Here is a 16,578-nt window from a genome sequence, read left to right as displayed (position 1 = left end):
CCTCCGTCCCCTTTTTCGATCATTTCGCCGGTGCGGTGTTTTCCTCGCGCTCCTGCACCTGCGCCTGGCGCAGCTTCTGCTCGGACGCGCGCAGCGCCTTCACATCCAGCTTGCGGATGCTGTTGATGAAGCACGGCAGGCGCGGGCCGCCGGTGGGGTCGCGCACCAGCACTTTGTCAAAGCGCGACGACACACGGCCCATGCTGCTGGTCAGACCGATGGCGGTCGCATACGGCAGGTCCTGGCAGGGACCATTCAACTCCAGCAGATAGGCTTCGCTGGGACGGGTCCACACCGCCAGCGCACTGTCGCCCAGCTCGGTCCAGCCATTGAGGCTGCCAAAGAACTGCATGTCGTTCTGCGGCGCGCCGGCGTGGGCACGGTACAGATCCAGTTTTTCGGTACTGCTGAGCCGGCCGGCCGTCGCACAGGCGGCCAGTGCCAGGCAGAGTCCGGCCATCAGGATCGGGGTCTTCATGGCGATCTCCTCGGGGAACTGTCGCCATCATGCGCCTGGCCTGGCAACGCCGGCGCGACGGCTCGCGCCCCATTCAGCCGCCGGTCGGCGGCTACTGGCCGGACCACGGTAGACGCCAACCTTGGTTGGCGCTTGCGCTGCAGGAGCAGCCGACCAAGGCCGGCCTCTACCAAAGCGGTCCCAGCGCTCAGACGTCGGCGTGGGCCAGCGCGTGCAGGCGCCCTTCGCGCAGCTCCAGCACCCGGTCCAGGCGCCGCGCCAGGCTGCGGTCGTGGGTCACCAGCACCAGGCTGGTATGGCGCGCGCGGTTGAGTTCCAGCATCAGCTCGAACACGGTGCCGGCGGTGCGGTCATCCAGGTTGCCGGTCGGCTCGTCGCCGAGCACGCAGGCGGGATGGTTGACCAGCGCACGCGCCACTGCGGCACGTTGGCGTTCGCCGCCGGACAGCTCGCCCGGCTTGTGGTCCAGGCGATGGCCGAGGCCGACCGCTTCCAGCAGCGTGGTCGCCCGGCTGCTCGCCTCGGCCACGGCGGTGCCGGCCAGCAGCACCGGCATCATCACGTTTTCCAGCGCGGTGAATTCCGGCAGCAGGTGATGAAACTGGTAGACGAAGCCCAGCGCCTGGTTGCGCAGCAGACCGCGCGCGGTATCCGACAGCGCCGACATGCGCTGGCCGGTCACATACACTTCGCCGGCAGTCGGAATGTCCAGGCCGCCCAGCAGGTGCAGCAGCGTGCTCTTGCCGGCACCGGAGGCACCGATGATCGCCACCGTCTCGCCAGCAGTCACGGTCAGGTCCAGCCCATCGAACACCGGCGTCTGCATGCGCCCTTCGGCATAGGTCTTGCCCAGCGCTTCGGCGCGGATCACTTCATCGCCGCGGTTGACGACCTTATTCATAACGCAGGGCCTCCGCCGGCTGGGTGCGTGCTGCCCGCCAGGCGGGATACAGGGTGGCCAGGAAGCTCATCAGCAGCGCGACCACTGTGATCGCCACCACGTCGCCGGTCTGCATGTCGGTCGGCAGGCCGGTGATGTAGTACACATCCTCCGGCAGCAGCTTGACGTTGAACACGCTCTCGATGGCGCCGAGGATGCGTTCCAGGTTGAGGGTCAGGGTGATGCCACCGATCAGGCCGGCCAGCGTGCCGAAGATGCCGATCAACGAGCCCTGCACCATGAACACCTGCATCACCCCGCCCGGGGTCAGGCCCAGGGTGCGCAGGATGGCAATGTCGGCCTGCTTGTCGGTCACCAGCATCACCTGCGAGGACACCAGGTTGAAGGCCCCCATGGCGACGATCAGCGACAGCAGGATGCCCATCACCACCTTCTCCATGCGCAGCGAGTGGTAGAGATTGGCGTTCTGCTGCGTCCAGTCACTCACGCGATAGGCGCCACCGAGGCTCTGCGCCAGGTCCACGCCCACTTCCAGCGAACGGTCCATGTCGTGCAGCTTCAGCCGCACGCCGGTGGCGCCGTCGCTACGCAGAACACGCTCCAGGTCCTGCATGTTGGCGAAGCCGACGCCGCGATCGACCTCGTTGTACCCGGCCTCGAAGATGCCGCTGACGGTGAAGCGCTTCATCCGTGGCACTGCACCGGCAGGCGTACCCTGCACTTCGGCAAAAGTCACCAGCACCTGGTCGCCAACGTCCACGCCCAGCCAGATCGCCAGCTCCTTGCCCAGCAGCAGGTTGAAGCTGCCCGGCTTGAGGCTGTCATAGCTGCCCTTGGTGACCTTCCTGTCGATCACCGAGACGTTCGGCTCCAGGTCCGGATCGATGCCCTGGATGATCGCACCCTGCACGCGCGGGCCGCTGATCATCGACTGGATCTCGATGTACGGCGCGGCACCCGCCACGCGCGGATCCTTGCGGGCGACATCGACCACGCGCATCCAGTCCGGCATCGGTTCACCGTCGCGGCTGATGGTGGTGTGTGCGGTCATCTGCAGCAGGCGACTGCGGATTTCCTTCTGGAAACCGCTCATCACCGCCAGAGTGGTGATCAGCACCGTAACGCCGAGCGCGATGCCCAGGATCGATGCCATCGAGATGAAGGAGATGAAGCCGTTGCGGCGCTTGGCGCGCAGGTAGCGCAGGCCAATGGCCACGGGAATGGGTTTGAACATGCAGGCACGCCGGTCAATTCAGCTTATGGTGCCATCGACCGGGGCTGACGGGAAACGCTGCGTGCGGCCACGGCCAGTCGCAGTTCACGTCGCTGCCCGGAATCGAGCACATCCGGCCAGAACAGCAGGCGCCGGCGGCGCCGATCCTCACACCACAGCAACAACAGCCATGGGCCACGCACCACCAGCCTTGGCGTATCGACGTCCCGCCCGGCCACCTGCAGTGGCCCGGGAAGCGGAGGCAGAAGCACCTGCACGCGCGGCCGGCGCTGGCGCCAGGCCAGTTCGGCCAACCCAACGCCCCAGGCCAGCAGCAGCGCGGGCATCAGCAGCCGCGCAGGCAGATCGGAGGCACGCAGCAACCAGGGGGCGGCCAGCAGCACCACGACCTGGGCGGCGGCCTGCAGCCGCGAGGGGCGCCACTCAAGGCTTGAGGGCGAGGATCTTCTGCATGAGGGGGATCGCGTGCGCATGCGGGCAGGCCTCATAGCCCATGAACCAGCGCCACAACTTATCGTCCTCGCAGTCGAGCAGGAACAGGAAAACCTCGCGCTCTTCGGTCGGCGCAGTGCGCCATTCGTGGTCCAGGTAGCGGCCAAACAGCTGGTCCAGTTCTCGCATGCCGCGGCGGCAGCGCCAGCGCAGCTTCTTCAGCAGGACATCGTCTTCCATCGTGCTTCTCCAGATACAGCAAAGCCACGCATGGCGTGGCTCTACTGGGTGGTGCAGCCTCGCGTGGCGTGGCTCCACCGGGTACTGCCAGGCCTGTATCAGGCGCGGCGCTCCATCATCAGCTTCTTGATCTCGGCGATCGCCAGCGCCGGGTTCAGGCCCTTCGGGCAGGTCCGGGCACAGTTCATGATGGTGTGGCAGCGGTACAGCTTGAACGGATCTTCCAGATCGTCCAGGCGCGCGCCGGTGTCCTCATCGCGCGAGTCGATGATCCAGCGATAGGCCTGCAGCAGGATCGCCGGGCCCAGGTAACGCTCGCCGTTCCACCAGTAGCTCGGGCAGCTGGTCGAGCAGCAGGCGCACAGGATGCACTCATACAGGCCGTCGAGCTTCTTGCGGTCTTCCGGCGACTGCAGGCGCTCACGGTCCGGCGGTGCCGGGGTCTGGGTGCGGATCCACGGCTTGATCGAGGCGTACTGCGCGTAGAAGTGGGTCAGGTCCGGAACCAGATCCTTGACCACGTTCATGTGCGGCAGCGGGTAGATCGGCACTTCCTTCTTGCCGCAGTCCGAGATGGCTCGGGTGCAGGCCAGGGTGTTGGTGCCGTCGATGTTCATCGCGCACGAACCACAGATGCCTTCGCGGCAGGAGCGGCGGAAGGTCAGGGTCGGGTCGATCTCGTTCTTGATCTTGATCAGGGCGTCCAGGACCATCGGGCCACAGGCGTCCAGATCGACTTCATAGGTATCGGTGCGCGGGTTGCTGTCGTCGTCCGGACTCCAGCGGTAGATCTTGAAGGTGCGCACATTCTTGCCGCCGTTCTTGACGGGGAAGTGCTTGCCCTTCGTGATCTTGGAATTCTTGGGGAGTGAAAACTCGGCCATGGCTGCTCTCGTTGGCTCAGGCGGCCCGCGCCCGTGGGCGCGGATTGCATGGTAGGCGGGGTCGGATCAGTACACGCGCGGCTTCGGCGGCACCACGGACACGTCGTCGGTCAACGTGTACATGTGCACCGGACGGTAGTCGAAGCTGCACTTGCCCTTCTCGTCGACGCTGACCAGGGTGTGCTTCTGCCAGTTGACGTCGTCGCGGTCCGGATAGTCCTCGTGCGCATGCGCACCACGGCTTTCCTTGCGCTGTTCGGCCGAGTTGATCGTCGCCACCGCGTTGAGCAGCAGGTTGTTCAGCTCGTAGGTCTCGATCAGGTCCGAGTTCCAGACCAGCGAACGGTCGGAGACCTTCACGTCCTGGAACGAGTCGAAGATCTTGTCCATCTTCTCGCAGCCTTCCTTCAGCGTCTGGCTGGTGCGGAAGACGGCCGCGTCGGCCTGCATGGTGCGCTGCATGCGGTCGCGGATGACCGAGGTCGGGGTATCGCCGTTGGCGTGGCGCAGCTTGTCCAGCAGGCCCAGCGCCTTGTCGCAGGCATCGGCCGGCAGCGGCTTGTGCGCGGCGCCCGGCTTGATGGTCTCGGCGCAGCGGTTGGCCACCGCACGGCCGAACACCACCAGGTCGAGCAGCGAGTTCGAGCCCAGGCGGTTGGCGCCGTGCACGGACACGCAGGCCGCTTCGCCGATGGCGTACAGCCCCGGCACCACGGCGTTGTCGTTGTCGCCGACCTTCTGCACCACTTCACCGTGGTAGTTGGTCGGGATGCCGCCCATGTTGTAGTGCACGGTCGGAATGACCGGGATCGGCTGCTTGTGCACGTCGACGCCTGCGAAGATGCGGGCGCTCTCGGCGATGCCCGGCAGCTTCTCGTCGATCACGCCCGGGCCGAGGTGGGTCAGGTCGAGCAGGATGTGATCCTTGTGCTCGCCGACGCCGCGGCCTTCGCGGATCTCGATGGTCATCGAACGGCTGACCACGTCGCGCGAGGCCAGGTCCTTGTAGTGCGGTGCATAGCGCTCCATGAAGCGCTCGCCGCTGCTGTTGCGCAGGATGCCGCCTTCACCGCGGACACCCTCGGTGATCAGGCAGCCGGCGCCGTAGATGCCGGTCGGGTGGAACTGCACGAACTCCATGTCCTGCATGGCGATGCCGGCACGCATGGCCAGGCCGCCACCGTCGCCGGTGCAGGTGTGCGCCGAGGTAGCGCTGAAGTAGGCACGGCCGTAGCCGCCGGTGGCCAGCACCACGCCCTGGGCGCGGAACAGGTGCAGCGTGCCATCGGACATGTCCAGGGCCAGCACGCCGCGGCAGGCGCCTTCGTCGTCGAAGATCAGGTCGAGCGCGAAGTACTCGATCATGAAGCGCGCATCGTGCTTCAGCGACTGCTGGTACAGGGTGTGCAGCATCGCGTGGCCGGTACGGTCGGCCGCCGCGCAGGTACGCTGCGCCGCCGGGCCTTCGCCGTACTTGGTGGTCATGCCACCGAACGGACGCTGGTAGATCTTGCCTTCGGCGGTGCGCGAGAACGGCACACCGTAGTGTTCGAGTTCGATGATGGCCGGGATGGCCTCACGGCACATGTACTCGATGGCGTCCTGGTCACCCAGCCAGTCCGAACCCTTGATGGTGTCGAAGAAGTGGTAGCGCCAGTCGTCCTCGCCCATGTTGCCGAGTGCGGCCGAAATACCGCCCTGGGCGGCGACGGTGTGCGAACGGGTCGGGAAGACCTTGGTCAGGCACACGGTCTGCAGGCCCTTGGCGGCCAGGCCGAACGTGGCGCGCAGGCCGGCACCGCCGGCGCCGACCACGACCATGTCGTACTTGTGTTCGGTGATCTTGTAAGCGGACATCTAATCTGGATTCCTGTGTAGGTGCCTGGGCTCAGGCAACGCCGAGGGCGATGCGGCCCACCGCAAACACACTGACGATCATGCCGAGCACGGCGACGAACTTCACCGCGGTCTGCAGCACCAGGGCCAGCAGCGATTCGTGGATGTAGTCTTCCAGCACGACCTGCATGCCGAGCTGCGCGTGCCAGAACATGGCGATCAGCAGGCCGATCAGCGGCACTGCATTCCACGGCTTGGCCACGGCGGCGGCGGCGGTCGCGTAATCCGAGCCCAGCAGGCCCAGTACGAAGACCAGGAACCAGATGCCCAGCACCACCAGCGCGGCGGCGGTCAGGCGCTGGTGCACGAAATGCTCGGTGCCGGTCTTGGCCGAGCCCAGGCCGCGCACGTTCTTCAGCGGGGTACGGAACTTGCTCACGCGGCACCTCCGAACATCACATAGGCCCACACCAGCAGGGTGATCACCAGGCTGCCGATGACCGACAGCCAGCTGCTGCGGATGAAGGCAGGGATGCTGAAGCCGATGGCGAAGTCCTGCACTACATGACGGATGCCATTGCACAGGTGATAGGCGAACGACCATGTCCACGCGAACAGGAACACGCGGCCATACCAGGCCCCGGCATGGCCGGTGAAGCAGTTCCAGGACTCGGGCCCCATCATCAGGGCCAGCAGGCCGGCAGCGATGATGAGGGCACCAACAGACAGAAAGATGCCAGTGGCTCGATGCAGGATCGAGGTGGCCATCTGAATCTGCCAGCGATACACCTGAAGGTGCGGGGAAAGTGGGCGTTGTCTGGTCGCCATTCGCTGGGCTCGTTGTCTCGGCTGGGCGGCACGCGGCCGCGTTGGCTCAATGCTGATCAGAAATCGATGCAGCGTCCGTTTTTCTCCCAATCGCCATACCGCACCGGATCAAGTCCGCCGCGGCCGCCGAATTCCTCTGCTTTTTCCTGTTCCACGGGCACGGGTGCCGCAGGGACCAGCGGGGCTTCAGATTCGTCGTCGGGAGTGGGGGTTGTTTGGCCTATCATGTTCGGTCTCGCAACGCACAAATTTTAGACCTCGTTCACGTGCCTGACAACCTGCCCCCTGCTTTCGTCGGATATCCGCGCCTGCCCGGCCACCAGCTGCTGAGCCTGCAGGGCCCGGATGCGGCCGCCTTCGCCCACGCCCAATTCAGCAGCGATGTCACCGCCCTGCCCCTGCTGCACTGGCAGTGGAGCGCCTGGCTGACTGCCAAGGGCCGCACCCTGGCAGTGTTCCAGCTGCTCCGGCTGGCCGACGATCACGTGATGCTGGTGCTGGCCGACGGCGATGCCGATGAGATTGCGTCGCAACTGCAGCGCTTCGTGTTCCGTCGCAAGGTGCAGGTACAGGTGCGCAGCGATCTGGCCGTGGCCGGTGCGTTCACTGCGCCCGAGGCTGCCAGCGGCGCCGCGATCGCGCTCGCTGCAGGTGACGGCTGGGAGCTGGACCTGGGCAGCGACGCCCTGCCGCGCACCCTGCGCATCGGGGCGGCGGCTGCCGTTGCATCCGGCAGCGAAACCGATGAGGCCGCCTTCGCCCTCGCCTGGCGCCAGGCCGACCTGCGCTACGGATTGCCGCGCTTGGACGAAAGCCAGCGCGAAGTGTGGACCCCGCAGCAGCTGGGCCTGGACCGCCTGAATGGCTACAGCGTGAAGAAAGGCTGCTACCCGGGCCAGGAAATCGTCGCCCGCACCCACTTCCTCGGCAAGGCCAAGCGCGCGGTGCAGCTGCTGCATACCGCGGCACCGGCACAGGCCGGCGATGGCGTGCTGCAGGACGGCGCGACGCTGGGCACGATCGCCAGCGTAGCCGGTGACCTGGCGCTGGCGGTGCTGCCGCTGGAGGCTGGCGACGCCGAGCTGCAGGTGGGTGATGCCATTGCGCAGCGCGTGCCGCTGCTGGATGGCCTGGCCCGCTGAAGCTGGCGGGGACCTGCACGGGTGGGTGCAGGAATGGTAGTGCCGGCCGTTGGCCGGCAACCATGCAGGGTCGAGGTTGCCGGCCAGCGGCCAGCACTACCGGCTACAGGCGCTCGCCGCTCTCTGCGTTGAAGAAATGCAGGCCCTGCGGGTGAATCGCCACGCGGATCTGCTCGCCCACTGCTGGCAGCGACTGTGGTGCCACGCGCATGGTCAGCGCGTGCTGGCCACTGCTCATGTTGACGAAGATCTCGTTGCCGACCGGTTCGATGCCTTCGATGCGCGCGGTGAATGCATGCGCATCATCGGCAGCCGCCGGCTGCAGGTGCTCCGGGCGCACGCCCACCGCGATCGGCTTCTGCAGCCACGCCGGATCGATCGTCGCCTGGCCCAGCGGTGCACGCCATTCGCCGTCGACCACGCTCACGCCGCCGGCATCGCCCTGCAGCGTGCCACGCAGCACGTTCATCGCCGGGCTGCCGAGGAAACCGGCCACGAACAGGTTGGCCGGGCGGTCGTAGAGCGCCATCGGCGTATCGATCTGCTGGATGATGCCGTCCTTCAGCACCACGATGCGCTGGCCCAGGGTCATCGCTTCAACCTGGTCGTGCGTCACGTAGATCATGGTGGTGCCCAGCTTGCGGTGCAGCTGCGCGATCTCGGTGCGCACGCTGTGGCGCAGCTTGGCGTCGAGGTTGGACAGCGGCTCGTCGAGCAGGAACACCGCCGGCTCGCGCACCAGCGCCCGGCCCAGTGCCACGCGCTGACGCTGGCCACCGGACATCGCCTTGGGCAGCTTGTCCATCATCTCGGTCAGGCCCAGCGTCTGCGCGGCTTCGGCGATGCGCTTGTCGATGGTTGCCTTGTCATGCCCGCGCAGCTTCAGGCCGAAGGCCAGGTTCTCGGCCACGGTCATGTGCGGATACAACGCGTAGCTCTGGAACACCATGGCGATGTCGCGATCCTTCGGCGCCACGTCGTTGACCACGCGATCACCAATGGTCAGCGTGCCACCGCTGATCTCTTCCAGGCCCGCCACCATCCGCAACAGGGTCGACTTGCCACAGCCGGACGGACCGACCAGCACCATCAGCTCGCCATCGGCGACCTCGAAGGTGGCGTCCTTCACCGCGACCTGGCCGTTGTCATAGACCTTGCGCACACCCTGCAACTGCACTTTTGCCATATCACCTATCCGGTCCGCCCGAAGCCGGGCTGTCTTTTGGGACTGCCTCGGCCCTCCCGATGGCAGTGATGATTGCGCGCCTGCCGCATGACGGCGAGCACTGCAATCGAATACAGTTGCCCATTCTGCCATGTAAACGTTTTCACGTGGCACTATCCGATGATCGGTGCGCACCGATCTGCGTCGGCGGTTGAACGAAGGTTCCGCCGAGGTAGTGGTTTCGAATGGAACGGTCTTCCGCACCCCCGGAGATCGCCCCTGACGAACCTCGGACAGGCAGTTGCGCGGATGTCCCCCGAACCCAGCCATGAAGCGATTGACAACGATGTCACCCGGATCTGAAACTCGAGCGATGCACGACACCCTCTTCCTGTTCGGTGCCACAGGTGATCTGGCCCAGCGCTACCTGTTCCCTTCGCTGCTTCGCCTGCTTGGCGACGGCCTGCTGCCGGAGGACTTCCGCATCCGCGCACTGGCCCTGTCCGGGCATGACACCGAAGCCTTCCATGACATCCTGCGGCCGCGCCTGCAGCAGGCCATGCCGATGGCCACGCAGGACGACATCGCTGCCCTGCTGCGCCGCATCGACTACCGTTCGGTGGACCTGCGCGACGTCGACTCGGTTGCCGCTGCGGTCTCCGACCTGGTGCACCGCAAGTGCGTCAGCTACCTCGCCATTCCGCCGGGCCTGTACATTTCCACCTGCGAAGGCCTGGCCAAGGGCGGCGCCCTCGCCGCGCCGGCACGCCTGATGCTGGAGAAGCCGATCGGCAGCGACAGCGAGAGCGCCGAGGAAATCATCAGCACCATCGGCCAGTGGATCGACGAGGACCGCGTGTTCCGCCTCGACCACTACCTGGGCAAGGCGGCAGTGCAGAACCTGATCGCGCTGCGCTTCGGCAATACGCTGCTGGAAGCGGTGTGGAACCGCAACTACATCGAATCGGTGCACATCCTGGTGGCCGAGAGCGAAGGCGTGGACGGCCGTGACGCCTACTACGCCCGCTCCGGCGCGCTGCGCGACATGGTGCAGAGCCACATCCTGCAGCTGCTGTGCATGGTGGCGATGGAGCCGCCGGCGTCGCTGGAAGCCGACCGCATCCGTGACGAGAAGGTCAAGGTGCTGCGCGCCCTTCGCCCGCTCGACGCGAAGCACGCCGCGCGTGACAGCATCCGCGGCCGCTACACCGCTGGCACCATCAACGGCCAGCCGGCGCAGGCTTACCAGCCGCCGGAAGGCAGCGACGTGGAAACCTTCGCCGGTGTCACCGCGCATATCGACAACTGGCGCTGGAGCGGCGTGCCGTTCCATCTGGTCACCGGCAAGCGCCTGCCCGAGCGCACCACCCGCGTGGTGGTCACGCTGAAGCCGGTCACCCATTGGCTGTTCGAGCGCCCGCAGCGCGCGCAGGCCGCACCGAACCGCCTGGTGTTCCAGCTGCAGCCGCAGGAAAACATCGAACTGGGCCTGATGAGCAGCCTGGCCGGCCCGGAATGGGGCGCGCTGGAACTGCATCCGCTGGAACTGGAACTGTCAGTGCCAACCGGCCTGCATCGCCGCATCGCGTACGAGCGCCTGTTCCTGGATGCCTTCAATGGCAATCACACGCTGTTCGTGCGCGACGACGAAGTGCGTGCAGCGTGGGCCTGGATCGACAGCGTCGCCGACGCGTGGAAGGACGCCAAGCTGCCGCTGGAGCCCTACCCCGCCGGCCAATGGGGCCCGAGCAATGCCGGCGAGTTCCTGCCGCAGGGCGTGGACGCACCGGACAGCGGAGCGTCGGCATGAGCGCCAGCTCGCAGCCGGTGCTGGTGGCCGACATCGGCGGCACCAACGCCCGCTTCGCCCTGGCCGATACCTCGCAGGACGCGCCGCTGCGGAAGGACAGCATCCGCGAATACGCGGTGGCGGAGTTCCCTTCGCTGGGTGATGCGGCGCGCCACCACCTGGAACAGATCGGCGCCAGCGCAAGCCGCGGCGTGTTCGCAGTGGCCGGTCGCGTTGATGGCGATGAAGCGCGCATCACCAACCATCCGTGGGTGATCTCGCGCAACCGCACCGCAGCGATGCTCGGTTTCGACGAACTGCACCTGATCAACGACTTTGCCGCACAGGCGATGGCGATCTCATTGCTGCAGCCCGAGGACGTGGTCCAGGTCGGCGGTGCCGCCTGGGTTCCGGGCAAGCCGGGCCAGCCGCGCAACTACGCAGTGATCGGGCCGGGTACCGGCCTCGGCGTGGGCGGCCTGATCATGCGCCACGGCCGCTGCTATCCGCTGGAAACCGAAGGCGGCCATGTCAGTTTCCCGCCGGGAACTCCGGAAGAGATCCGCATCCTCGAGATCCTGTCCGAACAGTTCGGCCGCGTCTCCAACGAGCGCCTGATCTGTGGCCCCGGCCTGGTCAACATCCACCGCGCCGTGTGCGAGATGGCCGGTATCGACCCGGGCCAACTGCAGCCGGTGGACGTGACCGCCCGCGCCCTGCACGGTGATCCGCAGGCAATGCGCACCGTGGACGTGTTCTGCGCCGTGTTCGGCGCCATCGCCGGTGACCTGGTGCTCACCCAGGGCGCCTGGGATGGCGTGTTCCTGACCGGCGGCCTGACCCCGAAGATGCTCGATTCGCTGCAGCACTCCGGTTTCCGCCAGCGCTTCGAACACAAGGGCCGCTTCTCCTCGATCATGGCGCGCGTGCCCTCGTTGGCGGTGATGCATCCCCACGCCGGACTGCTTGGCGCCGCCGCCTATGCCACCGACGCCGAACGTGACGCACCAGGAGTTGCCGCATGAACCCCAGCTTCCACGACGACCGCATCGAGTTCATCCAGCACGGCGACGCCGACGGCTGGATCGAAGCGGTGGCCGCTGAGATGGCACGCACCCTCAACCACGACATCAATGACGTGGGCCGCGCCCGCATCCTGTTGTCCGGCGGCACCACGCCGGCCCCGGTCTACCAGGCACTGGCCGAGCTGGACGTGCACTGGGACCGGGTTGAAGTGAGCCTGGCCGACGAGCGCTGGCTGTCGCCGCAGGATCGCGACAGCAACGCCTGGCTGGTGCGCGAGCACCTGCTCAAGCGCACTGAGGGCGCCCACTTCGATCCGCTGGTACGGATCGGCAAGCCACTGCCCGAATGCGTGTACACCGCCAACCTGCAGGCGCAGCACAGCCAGCCGCCGAGCCTGGTAGCGCTGGGCATGGGCAACGACGGGCACACCGCCTCGCTGTTCCCGGGCTCGAAAGACCTCGCACGCGCACTGGAAAGCACCCTGCCCTATGCCGCGCTGGATGCCACCGGCTGCCCAGGCGCGAACCAGTGGCCGCTGCGCATCACGCTGACCCCGCACGGCCTGCGCCAGTGCCGCCAGCGCCTGCTGCTGCTGCGTGGCAAGCAGAAGCTGCAGGTACTGCGCCAGGCGCTGGACAGCAACGACGCCCAGCAGTACCCGATCCTCAATGCGATCAACCTGGAAGGCGCGCGCCTGCGCGTCCACTGGGCTGATTGATGTCGGCGGCGGCGCCGTGCCGCCGCTTGCCTCTCGCCACCATGAACGCCGGTAGCCAATGAGCCTCCATCCTCAACTGCAAGCCATCACTGAGCGCGTCATCCGCCGCAGCGCCGCCTCGCGCGCCGCCTATCTGGCCGCGATCGATGCCTCCCTGCGTGAGGGCCCGTTCCGCAGCCGCCTGAGTTGCGGCAACCTCGCCCACGGGTTCGCCGCCTGCGGCGGCACCGACAAGAGCCGCCTGCGCGGCGGCGTGACGCCGAACCTGGGCATCATCACCGCCTACAACGACATGCTGTCGGCCCACCAGCCGTTCGAGACCTATCCCGAACAGATCCGCGACATCGCCCGCGAGCTGGGCGCCACCGCGCAGGTCGCCGGCGGCGTCCCTGCGATGTGCGACGGTGTCACCCAGGGCCGTGGTGGCATGGAGCTGTCGCTGTTCTCGCGCGATGTCATTGCCCAGGCCACGGCCATCGGCCTCAGCCATGACATGTTCGATACCACCGTCTACCTCGGCGTGTGCGACAAGATCGTGCCGGGCCTGCTGATCGGTGCGCTGGCCTTCGGCCATCTGCCGGCGGTGTTCGTACCGGCCGGCCCGATGACCCCGGGCATCCCGAACAAGCAGAAGGCCGAAGTGCGCGAGCGCTACGCCGCCGGTGAGGCCACCCGCGAAGAGCTGCTGGAAGCCGAGTCCGCGTCGTACCACGGTGCGGGCACCTGCACCTTCTACGGCACGGCCAACTCCAACCAGGTGTTGCTGGAAGCCATGGGCGTGCAGTTGCCGGGCGCATCGTTCGTCAATCCGGGCACGCCGCTGCGCGACGCCCTGACCCGCGAGGCAACCGAACGCGCGCTGGACATCACCGCACTGGGCGACGATTTCCGCCCGCTGGGCCGGATCATCGACGAGCGCGCGATCATCAACGCGGTCATCGCGCTGATGGCCACTGGCGGTTCGACCAACCACACCATCCACTGGATCGCGGTGGCGCGTGCGGCCGGCATCGTGCTGACCTGGGACGACTTCGACGAACTGTCGCAGCTGATTCCGCTGCTGGCCCGTGTCTACCCGAACGGCGAGGCCGACGTGAACCGTTTCGCGGCCGCTGGCGGCCCGGCCTTCGTGTTCGGCGAGCTGATCAAGGCGGGCCTGATGCACGGCGATCTGGTCAGCGTCGCGCGTGGCGGCATGTCCGACTATGCGCGCGAGCCGCAACTGCGTGACGGCCGGCTGGTCTACCTGCCGGGCCTGGAACACAGCGCCGATGACGAAGTGGTTCGTGGCGTCGACAATCCGTTCGAGCACCAGGGTGGCCTGCGCCTGCTGCGTGGCAACCTCGGCAAGTCGCTGATCAAGCTGTCGGCGGTGAAACCGCAGTACCGGACGATCGAAGCACCTGCGGTGGTGGTCGATGCACCGCAGGTATTGAACAAGCTGCACGCCGGTGGCCTGCTGCCGCAGGACTTCGTGGCGGTGGTGCGCTACCAGGGCCCGCGTGCCAACGGCATGCCCGAACTGCATTCGCTGGCACCGCTGCTGGGCCTGCTGCAGAACCAGGGCCGGCGCGTGGCGCTGGTCACCGACGGCCGCCTGTCCGGTGCGTCGGGCAAGATCCCGGCGGCCATCCATGTGACGCCGGAAGCGGCGCGTGGTGGCCCGCTGGCCAAGGTCCGCGAGGGCGACATGATCCGCCTCGACGGCGAGGCCGGCACGCTGGAAGTGCTGGTGGACGCGGCGGAATGGGCAGCACGTCCGCTGGCGCCGAACACCGCGCCGGCCGCGCATGACCTGGGCCGCAACCTGTTCGCGATCAACCGTCGCGTGGTGGGCCCGGCCGACCAGGGCGCGATTTCGATTTCGTGCGGGCCGGCGGCGGCCGATGGCGGGCCGTGGGAGTACGACGCGGAGTATGAGCTGGGGCACGATGCCGCAGCGGCGGCGGCGCCGCATGAGGCGAAAGACGCCTGACGCGAAAAGCCGCGGCAGGCTTCCCGGCTTGGGCAGTAGAGCGCCCTGGCCGGGACACGCCGTAAACCCATTCATGGGGGCTCGATCGCGGCATTCATGCCGCTCACAGTCCCGGCCAGGGCGCTCTACTGCCCTTGGACAATTCCCGGCGCGTCATTTGCGCTGCGGCCACTGAATCAAGAAGAGCAAAGGCAAGGGCAAAAGCATGGGTATCGAACAACATCAGGTGAAGGCGGCGGAGCTGTTGCATGCGGCGGGCATCCTGCCGGTGGTGACGATTCATACGCTGGACCAGGCGCGAGCGGTCAGTGCGGCGCTGCTGGAAGGTGGTCTGCCGGCGATCGAGCTGACGCTGCGCACGCCGGTGGCGATGGAAGCGCTGGCAATGCTCAAGCGCGAGCTGCCGGACGTGGTGGTGGGCGCCGGTACGGTGCTGACCGTGGAGCAGATGCAGCAGTCGATCGATGCGGGTGCTGACTTCCTGGTGACCCCGGGGACGCCGCCGGCGCTGGCTGATGCACTTGCCGCTGCGCCGCTGCCGGTGGTGCCGGGTGCGGCGACGCCGACCGAGCTGCTGTCGCTCTACGCCCGCGGTTTCCGCGTGTGCAAGCTGTTCCCGGCCACAGCCGTGGGCGGGCTGGCGATGATCAAGGGACTGGCCGGCCCGGTTGCCGACCTCAAGCTGTGCCCGACCGGCGGCATCACCGAGAACACCGCCGCCGAGTACCTCGAGCAGAAGAACGTGGTCTGCATCGGTGGTTCGTGGATGGTGCCGGGCAACTGGATTGCCGACGGCGAATGGGACAAGGTGCGCGCCAGCGCCGCCGACGCCGCGAAGATCATCAAGCGCGTGCGCGGCCACTGACATGAAGATCGGGGTCAGAGCCCTTTCCCGCCGGGAAAGGGATCCGACCCCAGGTTGCGAGCGCGCACAGCGCGCGACCCGCTCCTGCTCTTCAATCTTCATTCCGCGGTGGCGGCGCACGGAAACTGTCGGTGGCCCTGCGGAGGGATTGCGCAGGGGCGTAAGCGCCATGGATGGCGCGCCCGAGCCTTCAGGGATGGATTCACGGCGTCCCCTGCGCGGTCCCTCCGCAGGGCCAACCCCAGAAATCCAACCGCACCACCGCGAGGGGCTCAGCCGTTGGCCGAAACCCTTACAACGGCCGCGCCGGATCCACCAGCCCGTACTGGCTGGCCATGCGCGCCAGCGCGATGTTGTCGTGGATCCCCATCTTCTCGAACAACCGCGCCTTGTGCGTGTTCACCGTCTTCGCACTCAGGCTCAGGCGCCGCGCGATGTCTTCCTGGCGCAGGCCCTGGGTCAGCAGCAAGGCTACTTCCAGTTCGCGCGGCGACAGGCTGTCGAACGGCGATCCATTGCCCTCCACCGTCGACAGGGCCAGGTTCTGCGCGATGCTGGTGCCCAGGTAGCGACGGCCCATGGCCACATCGCGCACCGCGCGCAGCAGCTCCTGTGCATCGCAGCCCTTGCCGATGTAGCCCGCGGCCCCCGCCTCCAGCAAGCGCTTCGGCAGCGGCCCGTCTTCCAGCACCGATACGATCACCACGCGGGTGTTGCGGTGGCTGCGGACGATGCGCTCGGTCACTTCCATGCCACTCACACCGGGCAGGTGCAGGTCGCACAGCACCACGTCCGGCAACAGCTGGCGGACGTCGCGCAGTGCGTCTTCACCCGTCTCGGCTTCGCCCACCACCTCGATGTCGGTCTCCCCCGACAGGATCATCTTCATCCCGGTGCGGACCAGCGCATGGTCATCCACCAGGTAGACTCGAATCGTCATTCACGTACCTCTTCGAATGCGGCCATTGCAGGTCAAGCTAGGCAGGGCGCCGATACCCCTGCAAGCGCGTCCGGGACGCGATCCAGGCGTTCTGCCTTGCGCATCACAGTAACGCGCGTTGTGCT

Annotated in this window: 18 protein-coding genes; 6 read left to right on the top strand and 12 right to left on the bottom strand. The window is 67.0% G+C overall.

Annotated elements, in window-relative coordinates:
* Positions 1-19 precede the first annotated feature (19 nt).
* The 10 genes from ACS0OT_RS07965 to ACS0OT_RS07920 form a co-directional block, all read right to left on the bottom strand.
* Entirely contained in the window at positions 20-478 is a 459-nt protein-coding gene (locus ACS0OT_RS07965) for a DUF6491 family protein (RefSeq protein WP_262090852.1), read from the bottom strand.
* A gap of 187 nt (positions 479-665) precedes the next feature.
* The gene (gene lolD / locus ACS0OT_RS07960) at positions 666-1,379 is read right to left on the bottom strand and encodes a lipoprotein-releasing ABC transporter ATP-binding protein LolD (RefSeq protein WP_032954095.1); all 714 of its coding nucleotides are present in this window, start codon (positions 1,377-1,379) and stop codon (positions 666-668) included.
* A complete protein-coding gene (locus ACS0OT_RS07955; protein WP_442256182.1) occupies positions 1,372-2,613 on the bottom strand; it encodes a lipoprotein-releasing ABC transporter permease subunit in 1,242 nt (413 codons plus the stop codon). The genes lolD and ACS0OT_RS07955 overlap by 8 nt, the downstream gene beginning before the upstream one ends.
* Positions 2,614-2,636: 23 nt before the next feature.
* Positions 2,637-3,086 (bottom strand): hypothetical protein, encoded by a 450-nt coding sequence (locus ACS0OT_RS07950; protein WP_065195829.1) that lies wholly within the window; start codon positions 3,084-3,086, stop codon positions 2,637-2,639.
* On the bottom strand, positions 3,037-3,285 hold the full coding sequence (locus ACS0OT_RS07945; protein WP_005416134.1) for an FAD assembly factor SdhE: 249 nt from the start codon (positions 3,283-3,285) through the stop codon (positions 3,037-3,039). The genes ACS0OT_RS07950 and ACS0OT_RS07945 overlap by 50 nt, the downstream gene beginning before the upstream one ends.
* 98 nt (positions 3,286-3,383) lie before the next feature.
* Positions 3,384-4,169 (bottom strand): succinate dehydrogenase iron-sulfur subunit, encoded by a 786-nt coding sequence (locus ACS0OT_RS07940; protein WP_005409079.1) that lies wholly within the window; start codon positions 4,167-4,169, stop codon positions 3,384-3,386.
* A gap of 66 nt (positions 4,170-4,235) precedes the next feature.
* Entirely contained in the window at positions 4,236-6,026 is a 1,791-nt protein-coding gene (gene sdhA / locus ACS0OT_RS07935; protein WP_014036803.1) for a succinate dehydrogenase flavoprotein subunit, read from the bottom strand.
* A 31-nt stretch (positions 6,027-6,057) separates the two neighbouring features.
* Positions 6,058-6,444 (bottom strand): succinate dehydrogenase, hydrophobic membrane anchor protein, encoded by a 387-nt coding sequence (gene sdhD / locus ACS0OT_RS07930; protein ID WP_005409077.1) that lies wholly within the window; start codon positions 6,442-6,444, stop codon positions 6,058-6,060.
* Positions 6,441-6,833 (bottom strand): succinate dehydrogenase, cytochrome b556 subunit, encoded by a 393-nt coding sequence (sdhC, locus tag ACS0OT_RS07925; RefSeq protein ID WP_005416132.1) that lies wholly within the window; start codon positions 6,831-6,833, stop codon positions 6,441-6,443. The genes sdhD and sdhC overlap by 4 nt, the downstream gene beginning before the upstream one ends.
* Positions 6,834-6,889: 56 nt before the next feature.
* Positions 6,890-7,060: a DUF1674 domain-containing protein gene (locus ACS0OT_RS07920; RefSeq protein WP_005409075.1), complete on the bottom strand. Its 171-nt coding sequence runs from the start codon at positions 7,058-7,060 to the stop codon at positions 6,890-6,892.
* Positions 7,061-7,099: 39 nt separating this feature from the next.
* On the opposite strand from ACS0OT_RS07920, the gene ygfZ reads away from it, so the two are divergent.
* Positions 7,100-7,975: a CAF17-like 4Fe-4S cluster assembly/insertion protein YgfZ gene (gene ygfZ / locus ACS0OT_RS07915; protein WP_065179414.1), complete on the top strand. Its 876-nt coding sequence runs from the start codon at positions 7,100-7,102 to the stop codon at positions 7,973-7,975.
* A gap of 103 nt (positions 7,976-8,078) precedes the next feature.
* Here the strand turns inward: ygfZ and ACS0OT_RS07910 are convergent, their stop codons facing one another.
* A complete protein-coding gene (locus ACS0OT_RS07910; RefSeq protein ID WP_065179413.1) occupies positions 8,079-9,161 on the bottom strand; it encodes an ABC transporter ATP-binding protein in 1,083 nt (360 codons plus the stop codon).
* Positions 9,162-9,513: 352 nt separating this feature from the next.
* On the opposite strand from ACS0OT_RS07910, the gene zwf reads away from it, so the two are divergent.
* The 5 genes from zwf (at position 9,514) to eda (ending at position 15,513) form a co-directional block, all read left to right on the top strand.
* Positions 9,514-10,950 carry a glucose-6-phosphate dehydrogenase gene (gene zwf, locus ACS0OT_RS07905; protein WP_005416129.1) on the top strand — a complete coding sequence of 479 codons (1,437 nt, stop codon included), beginning with the start codon at positions 9,514-9,516 and terminating at the stop codon, positions 10,948-10,950.
* Positions 10,947-11,954, top strand: coding sequence for a glucokinase (gene glk, locus ACS0OT_RS07900; RefSeq protein WP_005416128.1), 1,008 nt, complete (start codon positions 10,947-10,949; stop codon positions 11,952-11,954). Before zwf ends, glk begins: the two co-directional genes overlap by 4 nt.
* Entirely contained in the window at positions 11,951-12,673 is a 723-nt protein-coding gene (gene pgl, locus ACS0OT_RS07895) for a 6-phosphogluconolactonase (RefSeq protein WP_065185208.1), read from the top strand. The genes glk and pgl overlap by 4 nt, the downstream gene beginning before the upstream one ends.
* A 58-nt stretch (positions 12,674-12,731) precedes the next feature.
* On the top strand, positions 12,732-14,648 hold the full coding sequence (edd, locus tag ACS0OT_RS07890) for a phosphogluconate dehydratase (RefSeq protein ID WP_005416126.1): 1,917 nt from the start codon (positions 12,732-12,734) through the stop codon (positions 14,646-14,648).
* A gap of 205 nt (positions 14,649-14,853) precedes the next feature.
* Positions 14,854-15,513 carry a bifunctional 4-hydroxy-2-oxoglutarate aldolase/2-dehydro-3-deoxy-phosphogluconate aldolase gene (gene eda, locus ACS0OT_RS07885; RefSeq protein WP_049429315.1) on the top strand — a complete coding sequence of 220 codons (660 nt, stop codon included), beginning with the start codon at positions 14,854-14,856 and terminating at the stop codon, positions 15,511-15,513.
* Between the two features lie 292 nt (positions 15,514-15,805).
* On the opposite strand, the gene ACS0OT_RS07880 is transcribed toward eda, so the two are convergent.
* Positions 15,806-16,453, bottom strand: a complete 648-nt coding sequence (locus ACS0OT_RS07880) for a response regulator (protein ID WP_005416124.1) — start codon at positions 16,451-16,453, stop codon at positions 15,806-15,808.
* Between the last annotated feature and the right edge of the window lie 125 nt (positions 16,454-16,578).

It is taken from the genome of Stenotrophomonas maltophilia group sp. RY12688 (assembly GCF_052149045.1).
GTDB lineage: Bacteria > Pseudomonadota > Gammaproteobacteria > Xanthomonadales > Xanthomonadaceae > Stenotrophomonas > Stenotrophomonas sepilia.
The sequence above is the reverse complement of the archived record's forward strand: the minus strand, read 5'-3'. Positions and strand labels throughout refer to the sequence as shown.

What these genes read in the sequence shown, in the direction of transcription:
- ACS0OT_RS07965 (WP_262090852.1), bottom strand. Translation starts at nt 478, where the DNA reads ATGAAGACCCCGATCCTGATGGCCGGACTCTGCCTGGCACTGGCCGCC.
- lolD (WP_032954095.1), bottom strand. Translation starts at nt 1,379, where the DNA reads ATGAATAAGGTCGTCAACCGCGGCGATGAAGTGATCCGCGCCGAAGCG.
- ACS0OT_RS07955 (WP_442256182.1), bottom strand. Translation starts at nt 2,613, where the DNA reads ATGTTCAAACCCATTCCCGTGGCCATTGGCCTGCGCTACCTGCGCGCC.
- ACS0OT_RS07950 (WP_065195829.1), bottom strand. Translation starts at nt 3,086, where the DNA reads ATGCGCACGCGATCCCCCTCATGCAGAAGATCCTCGCCCTCAAGCCTT.
- ACS0OT_RS07945 (WP_005416134.1), bottom strand. Translation starts at nt 3,285, where the DNA reads ATGGAAGACGATGTCCTGCTGAAGAAGCTGCGCTGGCGCTGCCGCCGC.
- ACS0OT_RS07940 (WP_005409079.1), bottom strand. Translation starts at nt 4,169, where the DNA reads ATGGCCGAGTTTTCACTCCCCAAGAATTCCAAGATCACGAAGGGCAAG.
- sdhA (WP_014036803.1), bottom strand. Translation starts at nt 6,026, where the DNA reads ATGTCCGCTTACAAGATCACCGAACACAAGTACGACATGGTCGTGGTC.
- sdhC (WP_005416132.1), bottom strand. Translation starts at nt 6,833, where the DNA reads ATGGCGACCAGACAACGCCCACTTTCCCCGCACCTTCAGGTGTATCGC.
- ACS0OT_RS07920 (WP_005409075.1), bottom strand. Translation starts at nt 7,060, where the DNA reads ATGATAGGCCAAACAACCCCCACTCCCGACGACGAATCTGAAGCCCCG.
- ACS0OT_RS07910 (WP_065179413.1), bottom strand. Translation starts at nt 9,161, where the DNA reads ATGGCAAAAGTGCAGTTGCAGGGTGTGCGCAAGGTCTATGACAACGGC.
- zwf (WP_005416129.1), top strand. Translation starts at nt 9,514, where the DNA reads ATGCACGACACCCTCTTCCTGTTCGGTGCCACAGGTGATCTGGCCCAG.
- glk (WP_005416128.1), top strand. Translation starts at nt 10,947, where the DNA reads ATGAGCGCCAGCTCGCAGCCGGTGCTGGTGGCCGACATCGGCGGCACC.
- pgl (WP_065185208.1), top strand. Translation starts at nt 11,951, where the DNA reads ATGAACCCCAGCTTCCACGACGACCGCATCGAGTTCATCCAGCACGGC.
- edd (WP_005416126.1), top strand. Translation starts at nt 12,732, where the DNA reads ATGAGCCTCCATCCTCAACTGCAAGCCATCACTGAGCGCGTCATCCGC.
- eda (WP_049429315.1), top strand. Translation starts at nt 14,854, where the DNA reads ATGGGTATCGAACAACATCAGGTGAAGGCGGCGGAGCTGTTGCATGCG.
- ACS0OT_RS07880 (WP_005416124.1), bottom strand. Translation starts at nt 16,453, where the DNA reads ATGACGATTCGAGTCTACCTGGTGGATGACCATGCGCTGGTCCGCACC.